Genomic DNA, 21,014 nt, shown 5'->3' with positions numbered 1-21,014 from the left:
GTCCTCATGAAACGACTGCCTCCCCTGCCCGCCCTGCACACTTTTCTGATCACCGCCCAGTGTTGCAACTTCACCCGGGCCGCCGAGCAGTTGCACATCACCCAGGGCGCGGTGAGTCGCCAGATCGCCGGGCTGGAAGATCATCTGGGTTATGAGTTGTTCATTCGCCAGGCCCGGGGCCTCGATTTGACGACTGAAGGACGGGAATGGCTGCCACGGGTGCAGCAGATTTTCGGCCTGATCGGCGAGGCGGTGGAACAGATCGGCGCCAAGCGCGAAACCCTGCAACTCAAGGCACCGACTTGCGTGATGCGCTGGTTGCTGCCGCGCCTGATGCAATGGCAAAAGGAACGCCCCGACGTGCCGGTGGAGCTGACCACCACCGTGCGCCACGGCGTGGATTTTCACCGTGAGCAGTTCGATGCGGCGGTGATCTACGGCGTGCCGCCGGACACCTCGCTGACGTCCCACCGGCTCTTCGATGAGCAACTGACGCCGGTCTGTTCCCGGCCGTTGCTCGATGGTCCAGTGCCACTGCACACACCGCAGGATCTGGAACAACACATGCTGCTGCACCCCACCCGCGACGAACGCGACTGGAAAGCCTGGCTGGCCACGGCGGATATTCAGTTGAGCAATGTCGGCAAGGGTCAGCACTTCGAGACTCTGGATCTGGCGATGTCGATGGCGTCCCAAGGGACGGGGGTAGCGATTGGCGATTGGTCGCTGATCGGCGATGACCTGAGCGCCGGGCGGCTGGTCATGCCGTTTGAATTGAAGGTGAAAACCGGGTTGGGCTATTACCTGGTATTGCCGCAGAAGCCCACACCTTCGCCGAAGTTGCAGGAATTGTTGGGATGGTTGGTGGAACAGGCTCAAGCTCGATAAAACGAAATCCCCCGTAGGAGCTGCCGAAGGCTGCGATCTTTTGATCTTGACGTTGTTTGTAAAAGATCAAGGTCAAAAGATCGCAGCCTTCGGCAGCTCCTACGGGGATCATGTGCCTGGCTTAGTAGCCGACGGCAAACCGCTGGCGCGAATGCTTCGGCGCTTCCACTTCATCGAGCAGCGCAATCGCGTAATCGGCGAAGGTAATCCAGCTGCGGCCTTCTGCGCTCACCAGCAAATCATCCTTGCCGATCCGGAACTTACCGGTGCGCTCGCCTTCGACAAACTCCGCCGACGGTGACACAAACGTCCAGTCCAGTTCCTGCTCCTTGCGCAGGTTTTCCAGGAACAAGGCACCGGCACTCGCCTCAGCCTTGTACGCCTCCGGGAAGCCTTCGCTGTCGATCACCCGACCGCCATTGGGCAGCAACAACGATCCGGCACCGCCCACCACCAACAGACGTTTAACCCCGGCCTTCTTCACCGGCCCGATCACTGCACTGGCCGGCAACGTCGCGAAGTGCGCAGCGCTGATCACCACGTCATGACCGGCCACCGCTGCTTGCAGCGCTTGAGCATCCAGCGCGTCGACGTTCTTGCTGACCACACCGGCGCGCTGGCCGATCTTCGAAGTGTCGCGGGCGATGGCGGTGACGCTGTGACCGCGACGCAGGGCTTCTTCCAACAGTTGGCTACCGGCACGACCGGTGGCCCCGATGATTGCGATTTTGCTCATGACGTTCTCCAGTTGGTATCCAGTTCAATCGGCATATTCACGGACGGCTCTTCGTAGGAGCTGCCGAAGGCTGCGATCTTTTGATCTTGATGTGGCTTGTAAAAAAGATCGCAGCCTGCGGCAGCTCCTACGGGGGTCAGTTAAGACTTTGGGTTACCACTTCATCTCGCCCTTGGCGACTTTGGCGCTCAGTTCCAGCGAGCTTTCTTCGCCCAGGGTCGGGTAGCGTTTTTTCATCGCTGCAATCAGTTCAGCAGAATCTTTGGCCTTGGCGGTTTCTTCGTCGAAGGCCTTGATGTAGTCGGCGGTGAATTTCACAGCGGCCAGGGAGCGGGCGCTCTCACCCAGGTAATGACCCGGCACGATGGTGTTCGGTTTCAGGGTTTCGATCGAATGCAGCGTCGTCAGCCAATCGGCATGGGATTGGGCGGTTTGAGTGTCGGCCATCCACACGTGAATGTTCTCGGCGACCACCACGCCACCGACCACAGCCTTGATCGACGGAATCCACACAAAGCTGCGATCCGGCTGCTTACCGTCCAGGCCCACGACCTGCAATTTCTGCCCTTCAAGCATCAGGCTGTCGCCCTTGAGCACGCCCGGCACGATGGTTTTGGCCGGCACGTCGGAGCCCATTTTCGGGCCCCAGAACGCCAGTTTGCCGTCGACGGTTTGCTTGATGTGATCGACGGTCGGCTGCGAGGCCAGCACTTTGGCGTTCGGGAATGCCGCCGTCAGGGTGTCGAGGCCGAAGTAGTAATCCGGGTCACCGTGGCTGATGTAGATGGTGGTCAGTTGCTTGCCGCTGGCACGGATTTTCTGCACCACTTGCTCGGCCTGGGATTTACCGAATTGCGCGTCCACCAGGATCGCGTCTTTTTCGCCGCTGACCAGTACCGAAGTCACCGGGAAGATCGCTTTGTCGCCCGGGTTGTAGACGTCCAGGGTCAGGGTCGAGGCGGCAGCGGCGTGGGCAGCGAAACCGAGGGTGGCGGTTGCCAAGAGAATGCGCTTGAGTGCAGTGAAACCGATCATCTGTTGCTCCGTTGTCAATGGCCCGGGTTGGCCGAAGGCTATGTTGGATCTCTGTTGGATCTCTGTTGAACTCCGTTAGGTCTCTGTTGGAGCTGGTAGGAGCTGGTAGGAGCTGTCGAGTGAAACGAGGCTGCGATCTTTCCGAGTTCACTTGAGTCTCAAGCGAAAGATCAAAAGATCAAAAGATCGCAGCCTCGTTTCACTCGACAGCTCCTACGCGCGCCGACAGGGGACAGAGCTTAGTTGCCTGACTCAGTACAAAAAATGCGATGCTTGAACATAGTTTGTTTCTAAAAGTGGGCAAATCATGGATCGTCTTCAAGCAATGCAGGTGTTTGTCTCGGTGGTGGACCTGGGCAGCCAGTCGGCGGCGGCCGATCACCTGGACCTGTCGCGGCCAGTGGTGTCGCGTTATCTGGCGGAACTGGAGGATTGGGTCGGCGCCCGGTTGATGCATCGCACCACGCGCAAGTTGAGCCTGACGGCGGCGGGCAGTGAAATCCTGCCGCGCTGCCGGCAGATGCTTGAGCTGTCCACCGACATGCAAGCGGCCATCAGCGAACCGGACGAAGCGCCCCGTGGCCTGCTGCGAATCAGCGTCAGCACCTCGTTCGGCCAGGCGCAACTGGCGGACGCCATGGCCGCTTACGTCAAGCGCTACCCCGGCGTCAGCATCGACATGCAGATGATCGACCGCACGGTGAACCTGGTGGACGAACGCATCGACCTGGCGATCCGCACCAGCAACGACCTGGACCCGAATCTGATCGCCCGCCGATTGACGGTGTGCCGCTCGGTGATCTGCGCCTCCCCCGCTTACCTGCAAGAACACCCGACGCCGCAAAGGGTCGAGGACTTGAGCCTGCACAATTGCCTGACCCACTCCTACTTCGGCAAAAGCCTCTGGCATTTCGAGCAGGACGGCGAACAGGTGTCGGTTCCGGTGCAGGGCAACATCAGCGCCAACGAGGCCAGCACATTGCTGCGCGCCACCATGGCCGGCGCTGGCGTAGCGATGCTGCCCAGCTATCAGGCTGGCGTGCACATCCACAGCGGCGAGCTGATCCGCCTGCTGCCCCACGCCGAACCCCGGCAGATGAACATGTACGCGGTCTACGCCTCACGCAAACACATGCCGGCGACGATGCGCAGCATGCTCGACTTTCTGGTGCTCCGGTTCCCCGAAGAACCGGCGTGGGATATCGGGCTTTAAAAGCAAAAGATCGCAGCCTTCGGCAGCTCCTACATTGGGGCGGTGTACACCCAGTAGGAGCTGCCGAAGGCTGCGATCTTTTGATCTTGACCTATGCTGAAAGAAGTACCCAAGGGTATTCGTTCAGAGGTCAACGCCATGAACATCAGAACAAGAAGATACATCGCCATTTTCATCACCTGCGCGGCGACACTGGCGCTGTATGGCACCGCTGCCTGGCGGGTCGAGCAACTGCGCAACCTGCCCCGTGAATTCGCGAGTTGCAACTACGAACGCTGCATTCCCCACAGCGCGACCCTCAACGCCCTTCGCTAGCGAAGAACGTCAGGCCTCGCTGTCCTGATCGGCCTTCAAACGGTCGCGAAACGCTTTGGGCGAGATCCCCACCCGTCGCCGGAACAGGCGCGTGAAGTTGGTCGGATCGGAAAACCCCAACACGTCGGACATTTCGTAAATGGTCATGCTGGTGTAAGTCAGCAAGCGTTTGGCTTCCAGCAACTGGCGCTCGTGCATGATCTGCAACGCCGGCTGCCCCGCCAGTTCACGGCAGGTGCCGTTGAGGTGGGACACGGAAATTCCCAGGCGATGGGCCAGGTCCTCGACCTTGACGTGCTGGCGATAGGTCTCTTCCACCAGTTGAATAAAGCCGTTGAGGTATTCCCGGGCGCGTTGCGGTCGCTGACTGGCGCTACGGCGCTGCAGCACCTGGCGGCTGACCCAGACCATGATCACGCTGACCAGCGAATGCATGAGCATTTCCCGGGCCGGTTGATGGCCGGTGTATTCGCTTTGCAGGGCGCAAAACAGACTGTTCAGGTATTCGCCGTCCTTGCCCGCCGGATAGCTTTCGGCCTGGGCCAGGGCGTTCACCGTGTTGCCCAGTTGCGTTTGCAAATGCGCCACCAGCGGCGCAGCCAGGGTCACCACGAAACCTTCGACGTCCTCGGAAAACCGATAACCGTGCACCGACAGCGGCGGCAGGATCAGCATCGCGGGTTCGGTCAATTGTGTGCGTTTACCTTCGATTTCAAGCTCTGCCTGACCTTTGAAAACGAAGAGTAACTGGCACAGATCAGCGTGGCGGTGGGGTTTGATTTCCCATTGATGTTCGCGGCTGCGTTTGGAAATGGTTTCACAGTGCAGCAAGTCCGGGGTCGGCCAATCCAGGCTTTCACCGTAGAGCTTGAACACCGGAATCGAAGGCAGGTCAGGCTTGTTCATCACTTCAATCCAGGCCTCGGAGTAGACGGGGCGATAATCGCACCGATTGGCAGAATGTACAGGTATCGGCTCAGTTTTCACCTTCAATTGACCGACTCGCAAGGGAAAAATGCAAGCACTCGATCCATAAAAATCATTCACCGGCTCTGGTCGCGTGAAGCTTGCGAGTCATAACAACAATGAAAATGCTGAAAACCCAAATCGCCATCATTGGTGCCGGTCCGTCCGGTTTACTGCTCGGTCAGTTGCTGCATAACGCTGGCATCGACACCCTCATTCTTGAACGCCAGACACCCGATTACGTACTCGGCCGAATCCGCGCCGGGGTCCTTGAACAAGGCATGGTAGAGCTGCTGCGCCAGGCCGGCGTGGGTCAGCGCATGGACGCCGAAGGCTTGGTCCATGGCGGCTTCGACCTGGCCCTCGATGGCCGCCAGGTGCACATCGATCTGCAGGCCCTGACCGGCGGCAAAACCGTGATGATCTATGGTCAGACCGAAGTCACCCGTGACCTGATGGCCGCCCGTCGGGACGCTGGCGCGCAGACGATTTATGGCGCCAGCAACGTCGTCCCCCACGACATGAAAACCGATGAAACCTTCGTCACCTTTGAGAAGGACGGCGAAATGTATCGCCTCGATTGCGATTACATCGCCGGCTGCGACGGTTTTCACGGCGTGGCCCGCCAGTCGATTCCCGCCGAGTGCCTGAAGGTCTTCGAACGGGTCTACCCGTTCGGCTGGCTGGGGATTCTCGCCGACACGCCGCCGGTCCACGAAGAACTGGTCTACGCCCGCCACGAACAGGGGTTTGCCCTGTGCAGCATGCGTTCGGCGACGCGCACCCGCTATTACCTGCAAGTGCCCGCCGAGGAGCAGGTCGAGGACTGGTCCGATCAGCGTTTCTGGGCTGAACTCAAATCCCGGTTGCCCCAAGCGTTGGCGGACAAATTGGTCACCGGGCCGTCCATCGAAAAAAGCATCGCGCCGCTGCGCAGTTTTGTCGTCGAACCGATGCAGTACGGGCGGATGTTCCTGGTCGGTGACGCGGCGCACATCGTCCCGCCCACCGGCGCCAAAGGCCTGAACCTGGCCGCCAGCGACGTCAGCACGTTGTTCAATATTCTGCTGAAGGTCTATCGCGAGGGCCGCGTGGACTTGCTGGAGAAATACTCCGAGATCTGCCTGCGCCGGGTCTGGAAAGCCGAACGGTTTTCCTGGTGGATGACCTCGATGCTGCACCGCTTTGACGAGCACGACGCCTTCAGCCAGCGCATCAGCGCCTCGGAGCTGGACTACTTCGTCAACTCCGAGGCCGGGCGAAAAACCATTGCAGAAAATTACGTCGGGCTTCCATACGAGGCTATCGAATAGCTTGCTACCGACTTACACTGGCGAGCATCCCCGCTCGCCTTGCTCCTTGCGGGTCCCTCACTGCCCGCAGGTTTTATCGTGACCAATCTGAACCAGCCTGAAACGCCCAAACCGGCCATTCGCAGTGTGCTGATCTCGCTCATGCTGGCGATCTTTCTCGGCGCGCTGGACCAGACCATCGTCGCCGTGTCGATGCCGGCCATTTCCGCGCAGTTCAAGGACGTCAGCCTGCTGGCCTGGGTGATTTCCGGCTACATGGTGGCCATGACCGTGGCGGTGCCGATCTACGGCAAGCTCGGCGATCTGTACGGTCGGCGCAAGCTGATGCTGTTCGGCATGGGGCTGTTCACGATCGCGTCGTTCTTTTGCGGCATGGCCCAGAGCATGGAGCAACTGGTGCTGGCGCGAATCCTTCAGGGGATTGGCGCGGGCGGGATGATTTCGGTCAGCCAGGCGATCATCGGCGACATCATCCCGCCTCGGGAGCGCGGTCGTTATCAAGGCTATTTCAGCAGCATGTACGCGGTGGCCAGTGTGGCCGGGCCGGTATTGGGCGGTTACATGACCGAATACCTGTCGTGGCGCTGGGTGTTCCTGATCAACCTGCCGCTGGGGCTCGGCGCCTGGCTGGTGGCCAATCGCACGCTGGTGGGGCTGCCGGTGCCGCAACGCAAACCGATCATCGACTACCTCGGCACGCTGTTGATGATCATCGGTTTGACCGCGCTGTTGCTCGGCATCACCCAGGTCGGCCAGGGGCATTCGTGGCGCAGCGCTGAAGTGCTGGGGCTGCTCGGTTGCGCGGTGGTGGTGCTGGCGGTGTTCGTCTGGCATGAGCGCCGCGCCCGGGAGCCGTTGCTGCCGATGCACTTGTTCGCCAATCGCAACGCGATCTTTTGCTGGTGCACGATTTTCTTCACCAGTTTCCAGGCCATTTCCTTGATCGTGCTGATGCCGCTGCGCTTCCAGAGCGTCACCGGCGCCGGGGCCGACAGCGCCGCAATGCACCTGCTACCGCTGGCGATCGGTTTGCCGATTGGCGCGTATTTCGCCGGGCGCCGCACCTCGGTGACCGGGCGCTACAAACCGATGATCCTGACCGGTGCGCTGTTGATGCCGATCTCGATTGTCGGCATGGCGTTCAGCGCGCCGCAAGACGTGCTGATGAGCAGCCTGTTCATGTTGCTCAGCGGAATCGCCAGCGGCATGCAATTCCCGACGTCGTTGGTCGGCACGCAAAACTCGGTGGAACAACGGGACATAGGCGTGGCCACCAGCACCACCAATCTGTTTCGCTCGCTGGGCGGCGCGGTGGGCGTGGCGCTGATGTCGGCGCTGTTGCTGGCGTTGTTGCAGGACTCGAGCTTCGCCCACCTGGCGGGCTCGGCGGTTGGCGAGGGCGGTTCGGGGAATGTCTTGCTCGACGGTTTGAACGCCGCGCCGGGGGATGCGCAAAACGCTTTACGCGCGGAGCTGCTGCTGACGTTTCGGCATTTGCTGATGGTCAGTGCGGCGGTGTCGTTGCTGGGGTTGGCGGCGGCGATTGCGATGCCGAACATGGTGTTGCGTGGGCGGGAGGATAAGGTTCTTTAAAGCAAAAGATCGCAGCCTTCGGCAGCTCCTACAGGGTGCACACGCTTCCTTGTAGGCGCTGCCGAAGGCTGCGATCTTTTGCTCTTCAAGGGCTGTAATAACCCACGGCCACCAGAAAATGCCCAACCTTCTTCAAGTAGGCATGCTTGTCCTCAACCTTGCCGGTCACCGGATTCTTCCAGCGATATTCGTACTCGCCGTAATCCTGCTTGGCGATCAGCGCCAGGATCGGCTCGCCCACCGGTTTGCCTTCCGGGTCGTTGACCTTGCTGAAATCGGTATTGATCAGCCGCAGATTGGTGCCGTGGGCCACATAGCGCTGGTTATCCAGGTCCACCACGAAGACGTACAAGTCGTCCTGCAAATAGCCGCCCTTGAGGGAGTTGATCGCTGTCAGGGTGCCCTTCTCGTCCTTGGTCAGGTCCACGGCAGCTTTGTTTAGCAGGGCCATCGCCTGTTCAGCCGAAGCCCGTGGCAGGTAGTAACCGACCGCCAGAATCCGCTGGCCGATGCGCTGATAGAACACGTGCTTGCGTTCGACCTTGCCGTCGGCCCAGTTCTGCCAGCGGTATTCGGCCTGCTGAATGCCGTTGCCTTCCGGCACTTTCAAGGCGTCTTTGAAGGCTTTTTGCAGATCTGGCGGCAGCGTCTCGGACACATCGCGCCCGATCAACGCCGAGGATGGCCCACCACTGGCGAGCATCACGCCGTTGGTGTCGACCACGAACACGTAACGATCCTTGTCAACGAATTCGCCCTGACGACTGAACGCCGCAAAAGCCTTGTCGCCGTTGTCGTGGTAATACGCCAAGGCCTTTTCCAGCAAGGCCCTGGCTGCCTGGCCGTCATCCTTTGGCGCCGTGGCGGCCTGAGCCTGGCCCAGGCTCAGCAACAGCATCCCCACCACCCAGGCCATCTTATGCACAACCCCCATAACGCATCCCTCGTTCTTATTGATGTTTCAAGAGCGTAGACGGCTTGGGGATATGTATGAATATTCAGCAAAACGTAGTTTGCGGGTGGTGCGTTGAGCTTTTGTGGCGAGGGGGCCCGCCCGCCACAATAGGGCGGGCCGGGCTTACTGCGCCCGGGCGTTGATTTGTTGCTGCAGATTCTGGATCTGCGCTTGAAGGGTATTGAGGTTGCGGGTGGTCTGGCCGCGGAAGGCGTCGAACTCGGCGGTGTTGGCCGTGCCTTGCGGGGCCGCCGGGCGGTTGTCCTGCTGGGCCTTGAGGATGACGATTTCCTGTTCCAGACGATCGATCGCCGTACTCGGGTTGCCCTGCTTCTTCAGCGCCGCGATATCGGCGTTGAGGTTTTTCAGCTCGGCGTCGACCTTGCTGGTGTCGGCAGGGGCACTTTTCAGGGCCGCCAATTCAGCGCTCAAGGCTTTGACCTGAGCTTGTAACTGGTTGTTGGCCGCCGTTTGCTCAGCGGTTTGCGCGGTCATTTGCGCCAGGCGCTTGTCCAGGTCGCTGGTCTGGCCGACCACCCCTTGCTGGGCCTGGCTCTGGTCCTGGAGTTTGCTTTCCAGTTGTTTGATCTGCAGCTTCAGCGCTTCGCTGTCACTGTTGACGTTGGACTGACTGGCCACGACCTTGCCGGAAATGTCCTGCAAGCGCCCCGCCGCTTCCTCGCTGATCCGCGCGAAGCTTTCCTGGGTCGCCACCAGTTGCTGCTCCATCAGCGAGATCTGCTGGAAGCTCCACCAGGCCAGGCCCGCGAAGGCAAAGAACAACGCGCCGACCAGGGCCCACAGCGGCCCGGTGCTCGGGCCTTTGACTTTCACCGCCGCCGCACTGCGGGCAGGCGCACCGGTGCGTTCACGAACGACCGGAATGGTGGGAAATTCATCGTGATCGTGAACGTCGGCACGCAGGCTCGGAACATCGTCGAAATCGTCGTTGGCATCGTTACGCATGGACATTGAGTCAACCTTTGTGGAACGCGGTGATGGCTTGATGCGGCGCAGTATACCCCCCACTGCCGCCTGGGTTGACCCTCAACCCTGAACTCGGTTCAGTGTCGGGACAGGTCCTGCGCCGTTCAGCGAATATCCTGAGCCTTCCACCAGCCGCAAAATTCGTCGAGGGCCGCCCAGAGACTGACTTTCGGATCGTAGTCCAGATAATGCCGGGCGCGACTGATGTCCAACGTGAAATTTTTGTTCATCACCTGCATGCCCAGGCGCGACAGGGTCGGCTCGGGACGCCCCGGCCACAACTTGCACACGCCTTCATTGAGCGCCGCGACGCTATAGGCCAGGCCGTAGGTGCGATAGCGCGTGACCTGCGGGACGTCCATTTTTCGCATCACGTAATTCACCACATCCCACAACGGCACCGGCGAACCGTTGCTAATGTTGTAGGCCTTGCCCAGCGCCGACCCGCCGGCCAGCAAACTGCTGAGCAACGCTTCATTAAGGTTTTGCATGCTGGTGAAATCGACCTTGTTCAAGCCGTTGCCGACAATCGCCAGCCGTCCCTTGCGCTGCATCTTCAGCAGGCGCGGGAAAATGCTCATGTCGCCGGCGCCAGTGACGAAACGCGGGCGCAGGGCGATGGTTTCGAGGCCGAATTCCTGGGCGCCAAAGACCTTTTGCTCGGCCAGGAACTTGGTCGCGGCGTAGTGATGCTTGAAGCGTTTGGGCACTTGTTCTTCGGTCAGCCCCAGGTGATCGCGGCCATCGAAGTAGATCGACGGCGAGGACAAATGCACCAGGCGCCGAACACGTTGCTTGAGGCACGCTTCGACCACGTTTTCGGTGACCTGGACGTTGCCCAGGAGAAAGTCCTGATAACGGCCCCACAAACCGACGGCGCCAGCACAATGCACCACGGCTTCGACGTCCGAGCACAGGTCGCGCACCAGTTCCGGGTCGCTCAAGTCACCCTGGATAAATTCGGCGCCACGGCGCACCAAGTGCTCGACACCCTCGGCCCGGCGACCGTTGACCCGCACGTCCAGGCCCTGCTCCAGGGCGAAACGCGCAAAGCGCCCGCCAATGAAGCCGCTTGCGCCGGTGACCAGAATTTTCATGTAGAGCTCCGATGTCTTTCGTTTTGCGTAATGCGTGAGTCTTGACGCTGCCCGTCAGTCCAACGGCACCAGCCATTGCTTCGACGAACGTACCAATTGGTCAGTGAGTAAACCCAGCAACTGACCGCCATTGCGCCAATGATGCCAGTACAGCGGCACATCGATCGGCTTATCTGGCAAAAGCTCCACCAAAACGCCGCGCTCCAGTTGCTCGCGAACCTGCAGCTCCGGCACCAGGCCCCAGCCGAGCCCGGCTTCGGTGAGGCGGATAAAGCCTTCGGACGAGGGGCATAAATGGTGTTCGAAACCGCCGTCCACGCCCAGGGAAGCAAGGTAGCGATGCTGTAGGAAATCGTCCGGGCCAAACACCAGCGCGGGGGTGCGCGGCAGCAGTTCGGCGCGCACACCATCCGGAAAATGCCGGGCCACGAACGCCGGGCTGGCCAACGCCCGATAACGCATCGCGCCCAACAACACGCTGCGAGCCCCGGCCACCGGGCGTTCGCTGGCGCAGACACACGCCGCCACTTCCCCGGCGCGCATGCGTTTTAGGCCCACGGTCTGGTCCTCCACGACCAGATCCAGCAACAAATGTTGCTCAGCGCAAAAATCCCCCACCGCTTCGGCCCACCAAGTGGCGAGGCTGTCCGCATTGAGGGCGATGCGCAGGCGTTCCGGCAGGCCTTCTTCATCCAGCGCCGGCACCAGCGTCTGCAAATCCCGCTCAAGCAAGCGCACCTGCTGCACATGGTTAAGCAAACGCCGACCGATTTCGGTGGGCGCCGGCGGCGTGACTCGCACTAACACCGGTTGGCCGACCCGCGCCTCCAGCAGTTTGATCCGCTGGGAAATCGCCGATTGCGACAAACCCAGCACTTGGGCGGCCCGTTCGAACCCGGCCTGCTCGACCACGGCGGCCAGGGCAGAAAGCAATTTATAGTCGAACATCAGTTTTCCTAATGAGCGATCAGCACTATTGGTTTTTCTTATACAGCGTCGGGCCGGAGAATGGCCAGCAAGAACTCTTGAACAAGGAACACCGACATGGCTGGCGAAACATCATTGGCAACCCTGCTGCGCAGCATGAGCCCGCAACTCAACGTCGGCGAATACGTGTTCTGCACCCTGCGCGACGGCACGCTGCCGACCGGTCTGGAGATCATCGGCAGCTTTCGCGAACAGGAAGGCCTGACGGTCATTCTGGAAAAGTCCCACGCCGAAAAGGCCGGTTTCAGCTTCGACTATGTCGCTGCGTGGATCACCTTGAACGTGCACTCGGCCCTGGAAGCCGTCGGTCTGACCGCCGCGTTCGCCACGGCGCTGGGCAAGGCCGGGATCAGTTGCAACGTGATCGCCGGTTATTACCACGACCATTTGTTTGTCGGCCAGGCCGACGCTGATCGCGCCATGCAAGTGCTGCGGGATCTGGCCGCCAACGGGGAGTAGAACGTTATGTGGCAAAGCTATGTAAACGGCCTGTTGGTCGCGGCAGGGCTGATCATGGCGATCGGCACCCAGAATGCGTTTGTGCTGGCGCAAAGCCTGCGCCGCGAACACCACCTGCCGGTCGCGGCGCTGTGCGTCGTTTGCGATGCGCTGCTGGTGGCCGCTGGCGTGTTCGGCCTGGCGACGGTGCTGGCGCATAACCCGACCCTGCTGGCCGTCGCACGTTGGGGCGGCGCGGTGTTCCTGATTTGGTACGGCAGCCAGGCGCTGCGCCGGGCCTTCTCGAAACAGAGCCTCGAACAGGGCGAAAACCAGACCGTGCGTTCGCTGCGGGCGGTGATGCTCAGTGCCTTGGCGGTGACGCTGCTCAACCCGCACGTTTATCTGGATACCGTGTTGCTGATCGGCTCCCTCGGCGCACAACAGACCGAACCGGGCGCTTACGTCGTCGGCGCCGCAAGTGCTTCGCTGCTGTGGTTTTTCACCCTGGCGCTCGGCGCCGCATGGCTTGCACCGTGGCTGGCGCGGCCGAGCACCTGGCGGATTCTCGACCTGCTGGTGGCGGTGATGATGTTTACCGTGGCGGCGCAATTAATCATCAGTGCGTGATTTATTCCAAAAGGCTCTGGAACCTCTATTCCACACAGTTGTTGCGTGGTTATGCCGCACCCCCGGTGCTATGATCCGGTTCGATGCGCCGCAAAGAGTACAAACTCCCCGGCGCTTGTCTGGCCGCCCGTGATCGGCCTTGCGCTCACCGCAACTGACCTGATTAGGAGAATCATCATGGCTTTCGAATTGCCGCCGCTGCCTTACGCACACGATGCCCTGCAGCCGCACATTTCCAAGGAAACTCTGGAATTTCACCACGACAAGCACCACAACACCTACGTCGTGAACCTGAACAACCTGGTGCCTGGCACCGAGTTCGAAGGCAAGACCCTGGAAGAAATCGTTAAATCTTCTTCGGGCGGTATCTTCAACAACGCCGCTCAGGTCTGGAACCACACCTTCTACTGGAACTGCCTGGCGCCAAACGCCGGCGGTCAACCTACCGGCGCGCTGGCTGAAGCCATCAACGCTTCGTTCGGTTCGTTCGACAAGTTCAAAGAAGAATTCAGCAAAACCTCCATCGGCACCTTCGGTTCCGGTTGGGGCTGGCTGGTGAAAAAGGCTGACGGTTCCCTGGCCCTGGCCAGCACCATCGGCGCCGGCAACCCGCTGACCAACGGCGACACCCCGCTGCTGACCTGCGACGTCTGGGAACACGCTTACTACATCGACTACCGCAACGTTCGTCCGAAATACGTCGAAGCGTTCTGGAACCTGGTCAACTGGAAATTCGTGGCTGAGCAGTTCGAAGGCAAAACCTTCACCGCTTAAGCTCGATGCCAGACAAAAAAACCCGGCTTAGGTCGGGTTTTTTTATGGGCTCAGGAAAGGTGTTGCCTGCTCTGACGCCTTCGCGGGCAAGCCTCGCTCCTACAGGGTTTGGATTGAATCGCGGTTATGCGCACGACACATAACCTGTAGGAGCGAGGCTTGCCCGCGAAGAACGATGACACGGTCAACCTGACGAAATACCTAGTCCTGCGGATCGACGATATCCAATGCCCTGTTCACGGCAAGATCCGCCAGCATGACGACCTGCGCAATGGCTAGCGCGGTGCTGCGTTGGGAACCACTCAGGTAGGTGGCGAAATCACTGGCCAGGACACTTGCCGAAGCCAATGACTCACAGGCGTGGGCCAGGAGGGTTTCGAAGTTCATGTCCTGGGAAACCTGGAACATGGGGTTGGATTTGTAGGGTGGGTCTGGGATTAATTTATCCATAAAAATCCCTCACGCGTTGAGGGCCACCACTTACCGTTCTCACGCGGCGAAGAGGTGGCAGCTATGTGCGGGGTGAGAAACCGGTTATGGACACCCGGGCCAGACCTAAGTCTGCCCGCACACAGCCGCCATAACGCATTTACGACAGGATAAGCTGGCGGCAATTATGCGTGTACGAGCGCTGTATGACCATAAGTTGCCGGGTTCTCACACTCGATCGCTGAGATGTCAGCGACAGCCAAAGACTATTAAACCGACTTCCTACGGGCAACCTGAAAACCTCGTGGGAAGCTTCTGAAACTTCCAAAAACTTTTAAACACACCCGCCCCGTAGGAGCTGCCAAAGGCTGCGATCTTTTGGCGTCGTAAGGCCCGACGAAGATCAAGATCAAAAGATCGCAGCCTTCGGCAGCTCCTACAGGGGAAGACGTACAGCCAAAAGAGAATGGTCGGCTGTCAGGCCGCCTTCGCGGGCAAGCCTTGCTCCTACAAGGTTCGGTGTACGCCCCCGCTTCTAACCACTCATCAGGCCGAGCGTTAGCTCGCCTGCAGCTCTTGATCTTGCTCTACCCGCCCCTTCGGGAGGCTGAGTGGAGGTGTTCATCTGGGGGTGGGCGCGTAGCGCCGTGCGACGAAGTCGCACACATCGAGAGGAGGTCGAAGCGAAGCCGACCGGAGGCGATGCCCCCGGATGAACACCGGAACGAAGGCACGCCGAGCCTAAGCGAGGGGCCGGACGCTCGGGGCGAGCCTTTTTTTGCTTACTTTTTTTTGGCGTTTGAAAAAAAAGTGAGTCGCCGTAAGGGCGAAACCCTAAGCCGCCGTTACCGCAGCAACGGATATGTACACAATCACCCAGAACATGGTCGGCCCAAAGGCCGCCAAGCCAAATCCCATTTTCCTACGATGAAACAAGCCAACACCCCCTTGCCCCAGAGCCACAGCGGACTAACATCAACCAAGAAGAAAAATAGTCCCCAACCGCCTCAAGTTGAAGGCCAAAACTACCGACACAGTACAAACAGGACAAATAATCAAAACAGCAGCATATTGGCCAAGCCACAGGCAAATCGCCCTGAGCTTCATTGTCCCTTTGACTGCCATCACGGGATTGCCAATACTCATGGCAACTTGATGCTACCCGCACGGAACAAGGAATAACCCTTTGAAGCTGGAACTCAAGAACAGCTTGTCGGTGAAGTTGCTCCGGGTCGTGCTCCTGTCGGCATTGATCGTCGGCGTAGTCTTGAGCTGCGCGCAGATCGTTTTCGATGCCTACAAAACACGCCAGGCCGTGGCCGGCGATGCCCAACGCATCCTCGACATGTTCCGCGACCCCTCGACACAGGCCGTCTACAGCCTGGACCGGGAGATGGGCATGCAGGTGATCGAAGGCCTGTTCCAGGACGACGCCGTGCGCCAGGCCTCCATCGGCCATCCCAACGAAGCCATGCTCGCGCAAAAATCCCGCGAGCTGCAGCACTCCAACAGCCGCTGGCTGACCGACCTGATCCTTGGCCAGGAACGCACCTTCACCACACAACTGGTGGGTCGCGGGCCCTACAGCGAGTACTACGGCGACCTGAGCATCACGCTCGACACCGCCACCTACGGCCAGGGGTTCATCGTCAGTTCGGTGATCATCTTTATTTCCGGGGTGCTGCGCGCCCTCGCCATGGGCCTGGTGCTGTACCTGGTTTACCACTGGCTGCTGACCAAACCGCTGTCGCGGATCATCGAGCACCTGACCGAAATCAACCCCGACCGCCCCAGCGAACACAAGATCCCGCAGCTCAAGGGTCACGAAAAGAACGAACTGGGGATCTGGATCAACACCGCTAACCAGTTGCTCGAATCCATCGAGCGCAACACCCATCTGCGCCACGAAGCGGAAAACAGCCTGTTGCGCATGGCCCAGTACGACTTCCTCACCGGCCTGCCGAACCGTCAGCAATTGCAGCAACAACTGGACAAAATCCTGGTGGACGCCGGCAAGTTGCAGCGCCGGGTGGCGGTGCTGGTAGTAGGCCTGGACGATTTCAAAGGCATCAACGAACAATTCAGCTACCAGACCGGCGACCAACTGCTGCTGGCCCTGGCCGATCGCCTGCGCGCCCACAGTGGTCGCCTCGGCGCCCTCGCCCGTTTGGGGGGCGACCAGTTTGCGTTGGTCCAGGCCGATATCGAACAACCCTACGAAGCTGCCGAGCTGGCCCAAAGCATTCTTGATGACCTGGAAGCGGCGTTTGCCCTCGATCACCAGGAAATCCGTCTGCGCGCCACCATCGGCATCACCTTGTTCCCCGAGGACGGTGACAGCACCGAGAAGTTGCTGCAAAAAGCCGAGCAGACCATGACCCTGGCCAAGACTCGCTCGCGCAACCGTTATCAGTTCTATATCGCCAGCGTCGACAGCGAAATGCGCCGGCGCCGCGAACTGGAAAAAGACCTGCGCGACGCCCTGACCCGCAATCAGTTCTACCTCGTCTACCAACCGCAAATCAGCTACCGCGATCACCGGGTGGTGGGGGTCGAAGCGTTGATTCGCTGGCAGCATCCCGAACATGGACTGGTTCCACCGGACCTGTTCATCCCGCTGGCCGAGCAGAACGGCACCATCATTGCCATCGGCGAATGGGTGCTGGACCAGGCCTGCAAACAGTTGCGCGAATGGCATGACCAGGGGTTCGCCGACCTGCGCATGGCAGTCAACCTGTCGACGGTGCAATTGCACCACGCCGAGTTGCCACGGGTGGTTAACAACCTCTTGCAGATCTATCGCCTGCCGCCCCGCAGCCTGGAGCTGGAAGTCACCGAAACCGGCCTGATGGAAGACATCAGCACCGCCGCCCAGCATCTGCTGAGCCTGCGACGCTCCGGCGCGTTGATCGCCATTGACGACTTCGGCACCGGTTACTCATCACTCAGCTATCTGAAAAGCCTGCCGCTGGACAAGATCAAGATCGACAAGAGTTTCGTCCAGGACCTGCTCGACGACGACGACGATGCGACCATCGTTCGGGCGATCATCCAGTTGGGCAAGAGCCTGGGCATGCAGGTGATTGCCGAAGGCGTGGAAACCGCCGAGCAAGAGGCCTACATCATTTCCGAAGGCTGCCACGAAGGTCAGGGCTACCACTACAGCAAGCCGCTGCCGGCGCGGGAGTTGAGTGCCTACTTAAAGCAGGCCCAGCGCAGTAACGCGGCGATTTTGTAAAAATCAAAAGATCGCAGCCTCGTTTCACTCGTCAGCTCCTACATGGATTGCATTCCCCGTAGGAGCTGCCGAAGGCTGCGATCTTTTGATCTACGGCACCACAACCCTGCGAATAAGAAATATTTCCAAGCACACCCTTTACACATAATGCGAAAGATTTGCATTATGTCGCAGTTTTGCGCGCCCCCGGCGCCATTCCACCCCCTATCGAAGCAGGATGTTCGCCATGATTCGTATGCCTCTGGCTACCGCCAGTCTGTTGGCCATCGCTATTTCCCTCGCCGGTTGCGGCGAAGGCAAAGACAAGACCGCCGCAGCGCCAACGCCTACGCCGGCCGCCAGCACCACTGCTGCTGCGCCAGTTGCCGCACCAGCCGCCGCCGGTAACGTCGACGAAGCTGCCGCCAAAGCCGTGGTCGCGCATTACGCCGACATGGTCTTCGCCGTTTACAGCGATGCCGAATCTACCGCGAAAACCCTGCAAACCGCCGTCGACGCCTTCCTCGCCAAGCCGAACGCCGACACCCTCAAAGCCGCCAAGGCTGCCTGGGTCGCCGCTCGCGTTCCTTACCTGCAGAGCGAAGTGTTCCGCTTCGGCAACACCATCATCGACGACTGGGAAGGTCAGGTGAACGCCTGGCCACTGGACGAAGGCCTGATCGACTACGTCGACAAATCCTACGAACACGCACTGGGTAACCCGGGCGCCACCGCCAACATCATCGCCAACACCGAAGTTCAGGTTGGCGAAGACAAGGTTGACGTCAAAGACATCACCCCGGAAAAACTCGCCAGCCTGAACGAGCTGGGCGGTTCCGAAGCCAACGTTGCCACCGGCTACCACGCCATCGAATTCCTGCTCTGGGGCCAAGACCTGAACGGCACCGGCCCAGGCGCTGGCAACCGTCCTGCGTCCGACTACCTGGAAGGCGCCGGCGCTACCGGCGGTCACAACGATCGTCGTCGCGCTTACCTGAAATCCGTGACCCAACTGCTGGTCAGCGACCTGGCAGAAATGGTCGGTAACTGGAAGCCGAACGTGGCCGACAACTACCGCGCCACCCTGGAAGCCGAGCCTGCCGAAACCGGCCTGCGCAAAATGCTGTTCGGCATGGGCAGCCTGTCCCTGGGCGAACTGGCGGGCGAGCGCATGAAGGTTTCCCTGGAAGCCAACTCCCCGGAAGACGAACAGGATTGCTTCAGCGACAACACCCACAACTCGCACTTCTACGATGCCAAAGGCGTTCGTAACGTGTACCTGGGCGAATACACCCGCACCGACGGCACCAAAATGACCGGCGCCAGCCTGTCGTCCCTGGTGGCCAAGGCCGACCCGGCTGCCGACACCGCACTGAAAGCGGACCTGGCTGCTACCGAAGCCAAGATCCAGGTCATGGTCGATCACGCCGCCAAGGGTGAGCACTACGACCAGTTGATCGCCGCAGGCAACACCGCCGGCAACCAGATCGTGCGTGACGCCATCGCCTCCCTGGTGAAGCAGACTGGCTCGATCGAACAAGCCGCTGGCAAACTGGGCATCAGCGACCTGAACCCGGACAACGCTGATCACGAGTTCTGATCAACGCTGGCTGAATAAAAAGGCGACCTCCGGGTCGCCTTTTTCATGCCGATCGTATGCGAACTACTGTGGGAGCGAGCCCGCTCGCGAAGAGGCCATCACAGGCAACACCTGCTGTGCGGTCGATGCCGCTTTCGCGAGCAGGCTCGCTCCCACATTGGATTGCGGTGAACCTGTAGGAGCGAGGCTTGCCCGCGAAGACGGCCTCACATTCAATATTTTTGGTGACTGATACACCGCTTTCGCGAGCAAGCTTCGCTCCTACAGGTGAGCGCGGTTACCTGTGAAAACCTGTCCCACATCAACCAAACGATAATTCCTCTTATTCAATCTCCCCTGCCCTGTTAGACTTTGCGCCCTTGTTTTGCTCGTCTTCCGGGAAGTCTGATGCCGCCGTTGTCTCTTCGTTTGTGCACCCTGTTCATGGCCCTGGGCCTGAGTGCCTGCGATGACGCCCCGCGTTTTACCAAGGCCGAACCCGGTGAAGCCCGCTCCGGTGGCAGCGCGACCGTGCGCAAGACCGATCAGAATTCGTTTTCCCTGCCCTCCGCCAACCTGCCGCCGTCACGGCGCGTGGACTTCAGCGTCGGTAACAGTTTTTTCCGCAGCCCCTGGGTGATTGCGCCGTCGACCACCACCGCCCGGGATGGCCTCGGCCCGTTGTTCAACACCAACGCCTGCCAGAACTGCCACATCAAGGACGGTCGCGGCCATCCGCCGACGCCTGATGCGGCGAATGCGGTGTCGATGCTGGTACGCCTGTCGATCCCCGATACGCCGGCCTACGCCAAGGTCATCGAGCGCATGGGCGTGGTCCCGGAGCCGGTCTACGGTGGTCAGTTCCAGGACATGTCGATCCCCGGCGTTGCCCCGGAAGGCAAGGTGCGGATCGACTACACGCCAGTGCCGATTCGCTTCAAGGACGGCACCGAAGTCGAACTGCGCAAACCGGTGTTACAAATCACCCAGCTAGGCTACGGCCCTATGCACCCCGACACCCGTTTCTCGGCGCGGGTTGCCCCGCCGATGATTGGCCTGGGGCTGCTCGAGGCGATTCCCGAAGCAGCGATCCTGGCCAACGCCGAAGCTCAGGCAAAAGACAAAAACGGCATCGCCGGACGCCCGAACAAAGTCTGGGACGACGCCGAGCAGAAAACCGTCCTCGGACGCTTTGGCTGGAAGGCCGGGCAACCGAACCTCAATCAACAGAACGTTCACGCGTTCTCCGGCGACATGGGCCTGACCACCAGCCTGCGACCGTTCGATGACTGCACCGACGCGCAAGTCGCGTGCAAACAGGCGCCCAACGGCAATGGTCCGAATGGCGAGCCGGAAGTCAGCGACAACATTCTGCGCCTGGTGCTGTTCTACAGCCGCAACCTCGCCGTCCCGGCCCGCCGCGATGTCGGCGCGCCGCAAGTGCTGGCCGGCAAGAACCTGTTTTTCCAGGCCGGTTGCCAGTCCTGTCACACGCCGAAATACACCACCGCCGCCACGGCCGCCGAACCTGAACTGGCCAATCAAGTGATTCGCCCCTACAGCGATCTGCTGCTGCATGACATGGGCGACGGTCTGGCGGATAACCGCACCGAATTCCAGGCCAGTGGCCGCGACTGGCGCACCCCGCCGCTGTGGGGCATTGGCCTGACGCAAGCGGTCAGTGGCCACACCCAGTTTTTGCATGATGGCCGCGCGCGCAATCTGCTCGAAGCCGTGCTTTGGCATGGCGGCGAAGCGAGCGCGGCGCAGCAACAGGTTTTGTCTTTCAATGCCGAGCAGCGCGCTGCGTTGCTGGCGTTTTTGAATTCTCTTTAAACACTTATAAAAGAATCGGGAGCCCG

At 60.3% G+C, this 21,014-nt stretch carries 19 protein-coding genes; 11 read left to right on the top strand and 8 right to left on the bottom strand.

Features of this window, described 5'->3' with window-relative positions; all coding sequences use genetic code 11:
• Positions 1–6 precede the first annotated feature (6 nt).
• A complete protein-coding gene (locus V5E99_RS07370; RefSeq protein WP_499801848.1) occupies positions 7–888 on the top strand; it encodes a LysR substrate-binding domain-containing protein in 882 nt (293 codons plus the stop codon).
• A 121-nt stretch (positions 889–1,009) separates the two neighbouring features.
• Here the strand turns inward: V5E99_RS07370 and V5E99_RS07365 are convergent, their stop codons facing one another.
• Together V5E99_RS07365 and V5E99_RS07360 are read right to left on the bottom strand one after the other, a co-directional pair.
• On the bottom strand, positions 1,010–1,624 hold the full coding sequence (locus V5E99_RS07365; protein ID WP_499801847.1) for an NAD(P)-dependent oxidoreductase: 615 nt from the start codon (positions 1,622–1,624) through the stop codon (positions 1,010–1,012).
• Positions 1,625–1,777: 153 nt separating this feature from the next.
• The gene (locus tag V5E99_RS07360; RefSeq protein WP_499801846.1) at positions 1,778–2,659 is read right to left on the bottom strand and encodes an MBL fold metallo-hydrolase; all 882 of its coding nucleotides are present in this window, start codon (positions 2,657–2,659) and stop codon (positions 1,778–1,780) included.
• Positions 2,660–2,966: 307 nt separating this feature from the next.
• Between V5E99_RS07360 and V5E99_RS07355 the strand changes: the two genes are divergently transcribed.
• Together V5E99_RS07355 and V5E99_RS07350 are read left to right on the top strand one after the other, a co-directional pair.
• Positions 2,967–3,872 (top strand): LysR family transcriptional regulator, encoded by a 906-nt coding sequence (locus V5E99_RS07355; protein WP_499801845.1) that lies wholly within the window; start codon positions 2,967–2,969, stop codon positions 3,870–3,872.
• Between the two features lie 93 nt (positions 3,873–3,965).
• Complete coding sequence (locus V5E99_RS07350) at positions 3,966–4,187, top strand: hypothetical protein (protein ID WP_499801844.1); 222 nt, start codon at positions 3,966–3,968, stop codon at positions 4,185–4,187.
• A gap of 9 nt (positions 4,188–4,196) precedes the next feature.
• Here the strand turns inward: V5E99_RS07350 and V5E99_RS07345 are convergent, their stop codons facing one another.
• Positions 4,197–5,093, bottom strand: a complete 897-nt coding sequence (locus V5E99_RS07345; RefSeq protein WP_499801843.1) for a helix-turn-helix domain-containing protein — start codon at positions 5,091–5,093, stop codon at positions 4,197–4,199.
• 188 nt (positions 5,094–5,281) lie between these two features.
• Between V5E99_RS07345 and pobA the strand changes: the two genes are divergently transcribed.
• Together pobA and V5E99_RS07335 are read left to right on the top strand one after the other, a co-directional pair.
• On the top strand, positions 5,282–6,466 hold the full coding sequence (gene pobA / locus V5E99_RS07340; RefSeq protein ID WP_499802016.1) for a 4-hydroxybenzoate 3-monooxygenase: 1,185 nt from the start codon (positions 5,282–5,284) through the stop codon (positions 6,464–6,466).
• Positions 6,467–6,544: 78 nt separating this feature from the next.
• A complete protein-coding gene (locus V5E99_RS07335; RefSeq protein WP_499801842.1) occupies positions 6,545–8,059 on the top strand; it encodes an MDR family MFS transporter in 1,515 nt (504 codons plus the stop codon).
• A gap of 85 nt (positions 8,060–8,144) precedes the next feature.
• Here V5E99_RS07335 and V5E99_RS07330 read toward each other — a convergent pair whose 3' ends face one another.
• From V5E99_RS07330 to V5E99_RS07315, 4 genes are all read right to left on the bottom strand, one after another.
• Positions 8,145–8,993 carry a cache domain-containing protein gene (locus V5E99_RS07330; RefSeq protein WP_499801841.1) on the bottom strand — a complete coding sequence of 283 codons (849 nt, stop codon included), beginning with the start codon at positions 8,991–8,993 and terminating at the stop codon, positions 8,145–8,147.
• A 144-nt stretch (positions 8,994–9,137) separates the two neighbouring features.
• On the bottom strand, positions 9,138–9,986 hold the full coding sequence (locus tag V5E99_RS07325) for a hypothetical protein (RefSeq protein ID WP_499801840.1): 849 nt from the start codon (positions 9,984–9,986) through the stop codon (positions 9,138–9,140).
• Between the two features lie 119 nt (positions 9,987–10,105).
• Complete coding sequence (locus V5E99_RS07320; protein ID WP_499801839.1) at positions 10,106–11,098, bottom strand: NAD-dependent epimerase/dehydratase family protein; 993 nt, start codon at positions 11,096–11,098, stop codon at positions 10,106–10,108.
• Positions 11,099–11,152: 54 nt separating this feature from the next.
• A complete protein-coding gene (locus V5E99_RS07315; RefSeq protein WP_499801838.1) occupies positions 11,153–12,046 on the bottom strand; it encodes a LysR family transcriptional regulator ArgP in 894 nt (297 codons plus the stop codon).
• 96 nt (positions 12,047–12,142) lie between these two features.
• On the opposite strand from V5E99_RS07315, the gene V5E99_RS07310 reads away from it, so the two are divergent.
• From V5E99_RS07310 to V5E99_RS07300, 3 genes are all read left to right on the top strand, one after another.
• A complete protein-coding gene (locus V5E99_RS07310) occupies positions 12,143–12,544 on the top strand; it encodes an ACT domain-containing protein (protein WP_499801837.1) in 402 nt (133 codons plus the stop codon).
• Between the two features lie 6 nt (positions 12,545–12,550).
• On the top strand, positions 12,551–13,153 hold the full coding sequence (locus V5E99_RS07305; protein WP_499801836.1) for a LysE/ArgO family amino acid transporter: 603 nt from the start codon (positions 12,551–12,553) through the stop codon (positions 13,151–13,153).
• Positions 13,154–13,330: 177 nt separating this feature from the next.
• Entirely contained in the window at positions 13,331–13,927 is a 597-nt protein-coding gene (locus tag V5E99_RS07300; RefSeq protein WP_499801835.1) for a superoxide dismutase, read from the top strand.
• A gap of 201 nt (positions 13,928–14,128) precedes the next feature.
• Here the strand turns inward: V5E99_RS07300 and V5E99_RS07295 are convergent, their stop codons facing one another.
• A complete protein-coding gene (locus V5E99_RS07295; protein ID WP_499801834.1) occupies positions 14,129–14,377 on the bottom strand; it encodes a DUF6124 family protein in 249 nt (82 codons plus the stop codon).
• Between the two features lie 1,165 nt (positions 14,378–15,542).
• On the opposite strand from V5E99_RS07295, the gene V5E99_RS07290 reads away from it, so the two are divergent.
• From V5E99_RS07290 to V5E99_RS07280, 3 genes are all read left to right on the top strand, one after another.
• On the top strand, positions 15,543–17,594 hold the full coding sequence (locus V5E99_RS07290) for a putative bifunctional diguanylate cyclase/phosphodiesterase (protein WP_499801833.1): 2,052 nt from the start codon (positions 15,543–15,545) through the stop codon (positions 17,592–17,594).
• A gap of 226 nt (positions 17,595–17,820) precedes the next feature.
• Complete coding sequence (locus V5E99_RS07285; protein WP_499801832.1) at positions 17,821–19,173, top strand: imelysin family protein; 1,353 nt, start codon at positions 17,821–17,823, stop codon at positions 19,171–19,173.
• Positions 19,174–19,560: 387 nt separating this feature from the next.
• Complete coding sequence (locus V5E99_RS07280; RefSeq protein WP_499801831.1) at positions 19,561–20,988, top strand: di-heme oxidoreductase family protein; 1,428 nt, start codon at positions 19,561–19,563, stop codon at positions 20,986–20,988.
• The last annotated feature ends 26 nt before the right edge of the window (positions 20,989–21,014 follow it).

It is taken from the genome of Janthinobacterium sp. LPB2021202312-11-4, assembly GCF_037049705.1.
Lineage (GTDB): Bacteria > Pseudomonadota > Gammaproteobacteria > Pseudomonadales > Pseudomonadaceae > Aquipseudomonas.
This window is presented reverse-complemented; position numbering and strand designations above follow the sequence as displayed.

What these genes read in the sequence shown, in the direction of transcription:
- V5E99_RS07370 (WP_499801848.1), top strand. Translation starts at nt 7, where the DNA reads ATGAAACGACTGCCTCCCCTGCCCGCCCTGCACACTTTTCTGATCACC.
- V5E99_RS07365 (WP_499801847.1), bottom strand. Translation starts at nt 1,624, where the DNA reads ATGAGCAAAATCGCAATCATCGGGGCCACCGGTCGTGCCGGTAGCCAA.
- V5E99_RS07360 (WP_499801846.1), bottom strand. Translation starts at nt 2,659, where the DNA reads ATGATCGGTTTCACTGCACTCAAGCGCATTCTCTTGGCAACCGCCACC.
- V5E99_RS07355 (WP_499801845.1), top strand. Translation starts at nt 2,967, where the DNA reads ATGGATCGTCTTCAAGCAATGCAGGTGTTTGTCTCGGTGGTGGACCTG.
- V5E99_RS07350 (WP_499801844.1), top strand. Translation starts at nt 3,966, where the DNA reads ATGCTGAAAGAAGTACCCAAGGGTATTCGTTCAGAGGTCAACGCCATG.
- V5E99_RS07345 (WP_499801843.1), bottom strand. Translation starts at nt 5,093, where the DNA reads ATGAACAAGCCTGACCTGCCTTCGATTCCGGTGTTCAAGCTCTACGGT.
- V5E99_RS07330 (WP_499801841.1), bottom strand. Translation starts at nt 8,993, where the DNA reads ATGGGGGTTGTGCATAAGATGGCCTGGGTGGTGGGGATGCTGTTGCTG.
- V5E99_RS07325 (WP_499801840.1), bottom strand. Translation starts at nt 9,986, where the DNA reads ATGTCCATGCGTAACGATGCCAACGACGATTTCGACGATGTTCCGAGC.
- V5E99_RS07320 (WP_499801839.1), bottom strand. Translation starts at nt 11,098, where the DNA reads ATGAAAATTCTGGTCACCGGCGCAAGCGGCTTCATTGGCGGGCGCTTT.
- V5E99_RS07315 (WP_499801838.1), bottom strand. Translation starts at nt 12,046, where the DNA reads ATGTTCGACTATAAATTGCTTTCTGCCCTGGCCGCCGTGGTCGAGCAG.
- V5E99_RS07310 (WP_499801837.1), top strand. Translation starts at nt 12,143, where the DNA reads ATGGCTGGCGAAACATCATTGGCAACCCTGCTGCGCAGCATGAGCCCG.
- V5E99_RS07305 (WP_499801836.1), top strand. Translation starts at nt 12,551, where the DNA reads ATGTGGCAAAGCTATGTAAACGGCCTGTTGGTCGCGGCAGGGCTGATC.
- V5E99_RS07300 (WP_499801835.1), top strand. Translation starts at nt 13,331, where the DNA reads ATGGCTTTCGAATTGCCGCCGCTGCCTTACGCACACGATGCCCTGCAG.
- V5E99_RS07295 (WP_499801834.1), bottom strand. Translation starts at nt 14,377, where the DNA reads ATGGATAAATTAATCCCAGACCCACCCTACAAATCCAACCCCATGTTC.
- V5E99_RS07285 (WP_499801832.1), top strand. Translation starts at nt 17,821, where the DNA reads ATGATTCGTATGCCTCTGGCTACCGCCAGTCTGTTGGCCATCGCTATT.
- V5E99_RS07280 (WP_499801831.1), top strand. Translation starts at nt 19,561, where the DNA reads ATGCCGCCGTTGTCTCTTCGTTTGTGCACCCTGTTCATGGCCCTGGGC.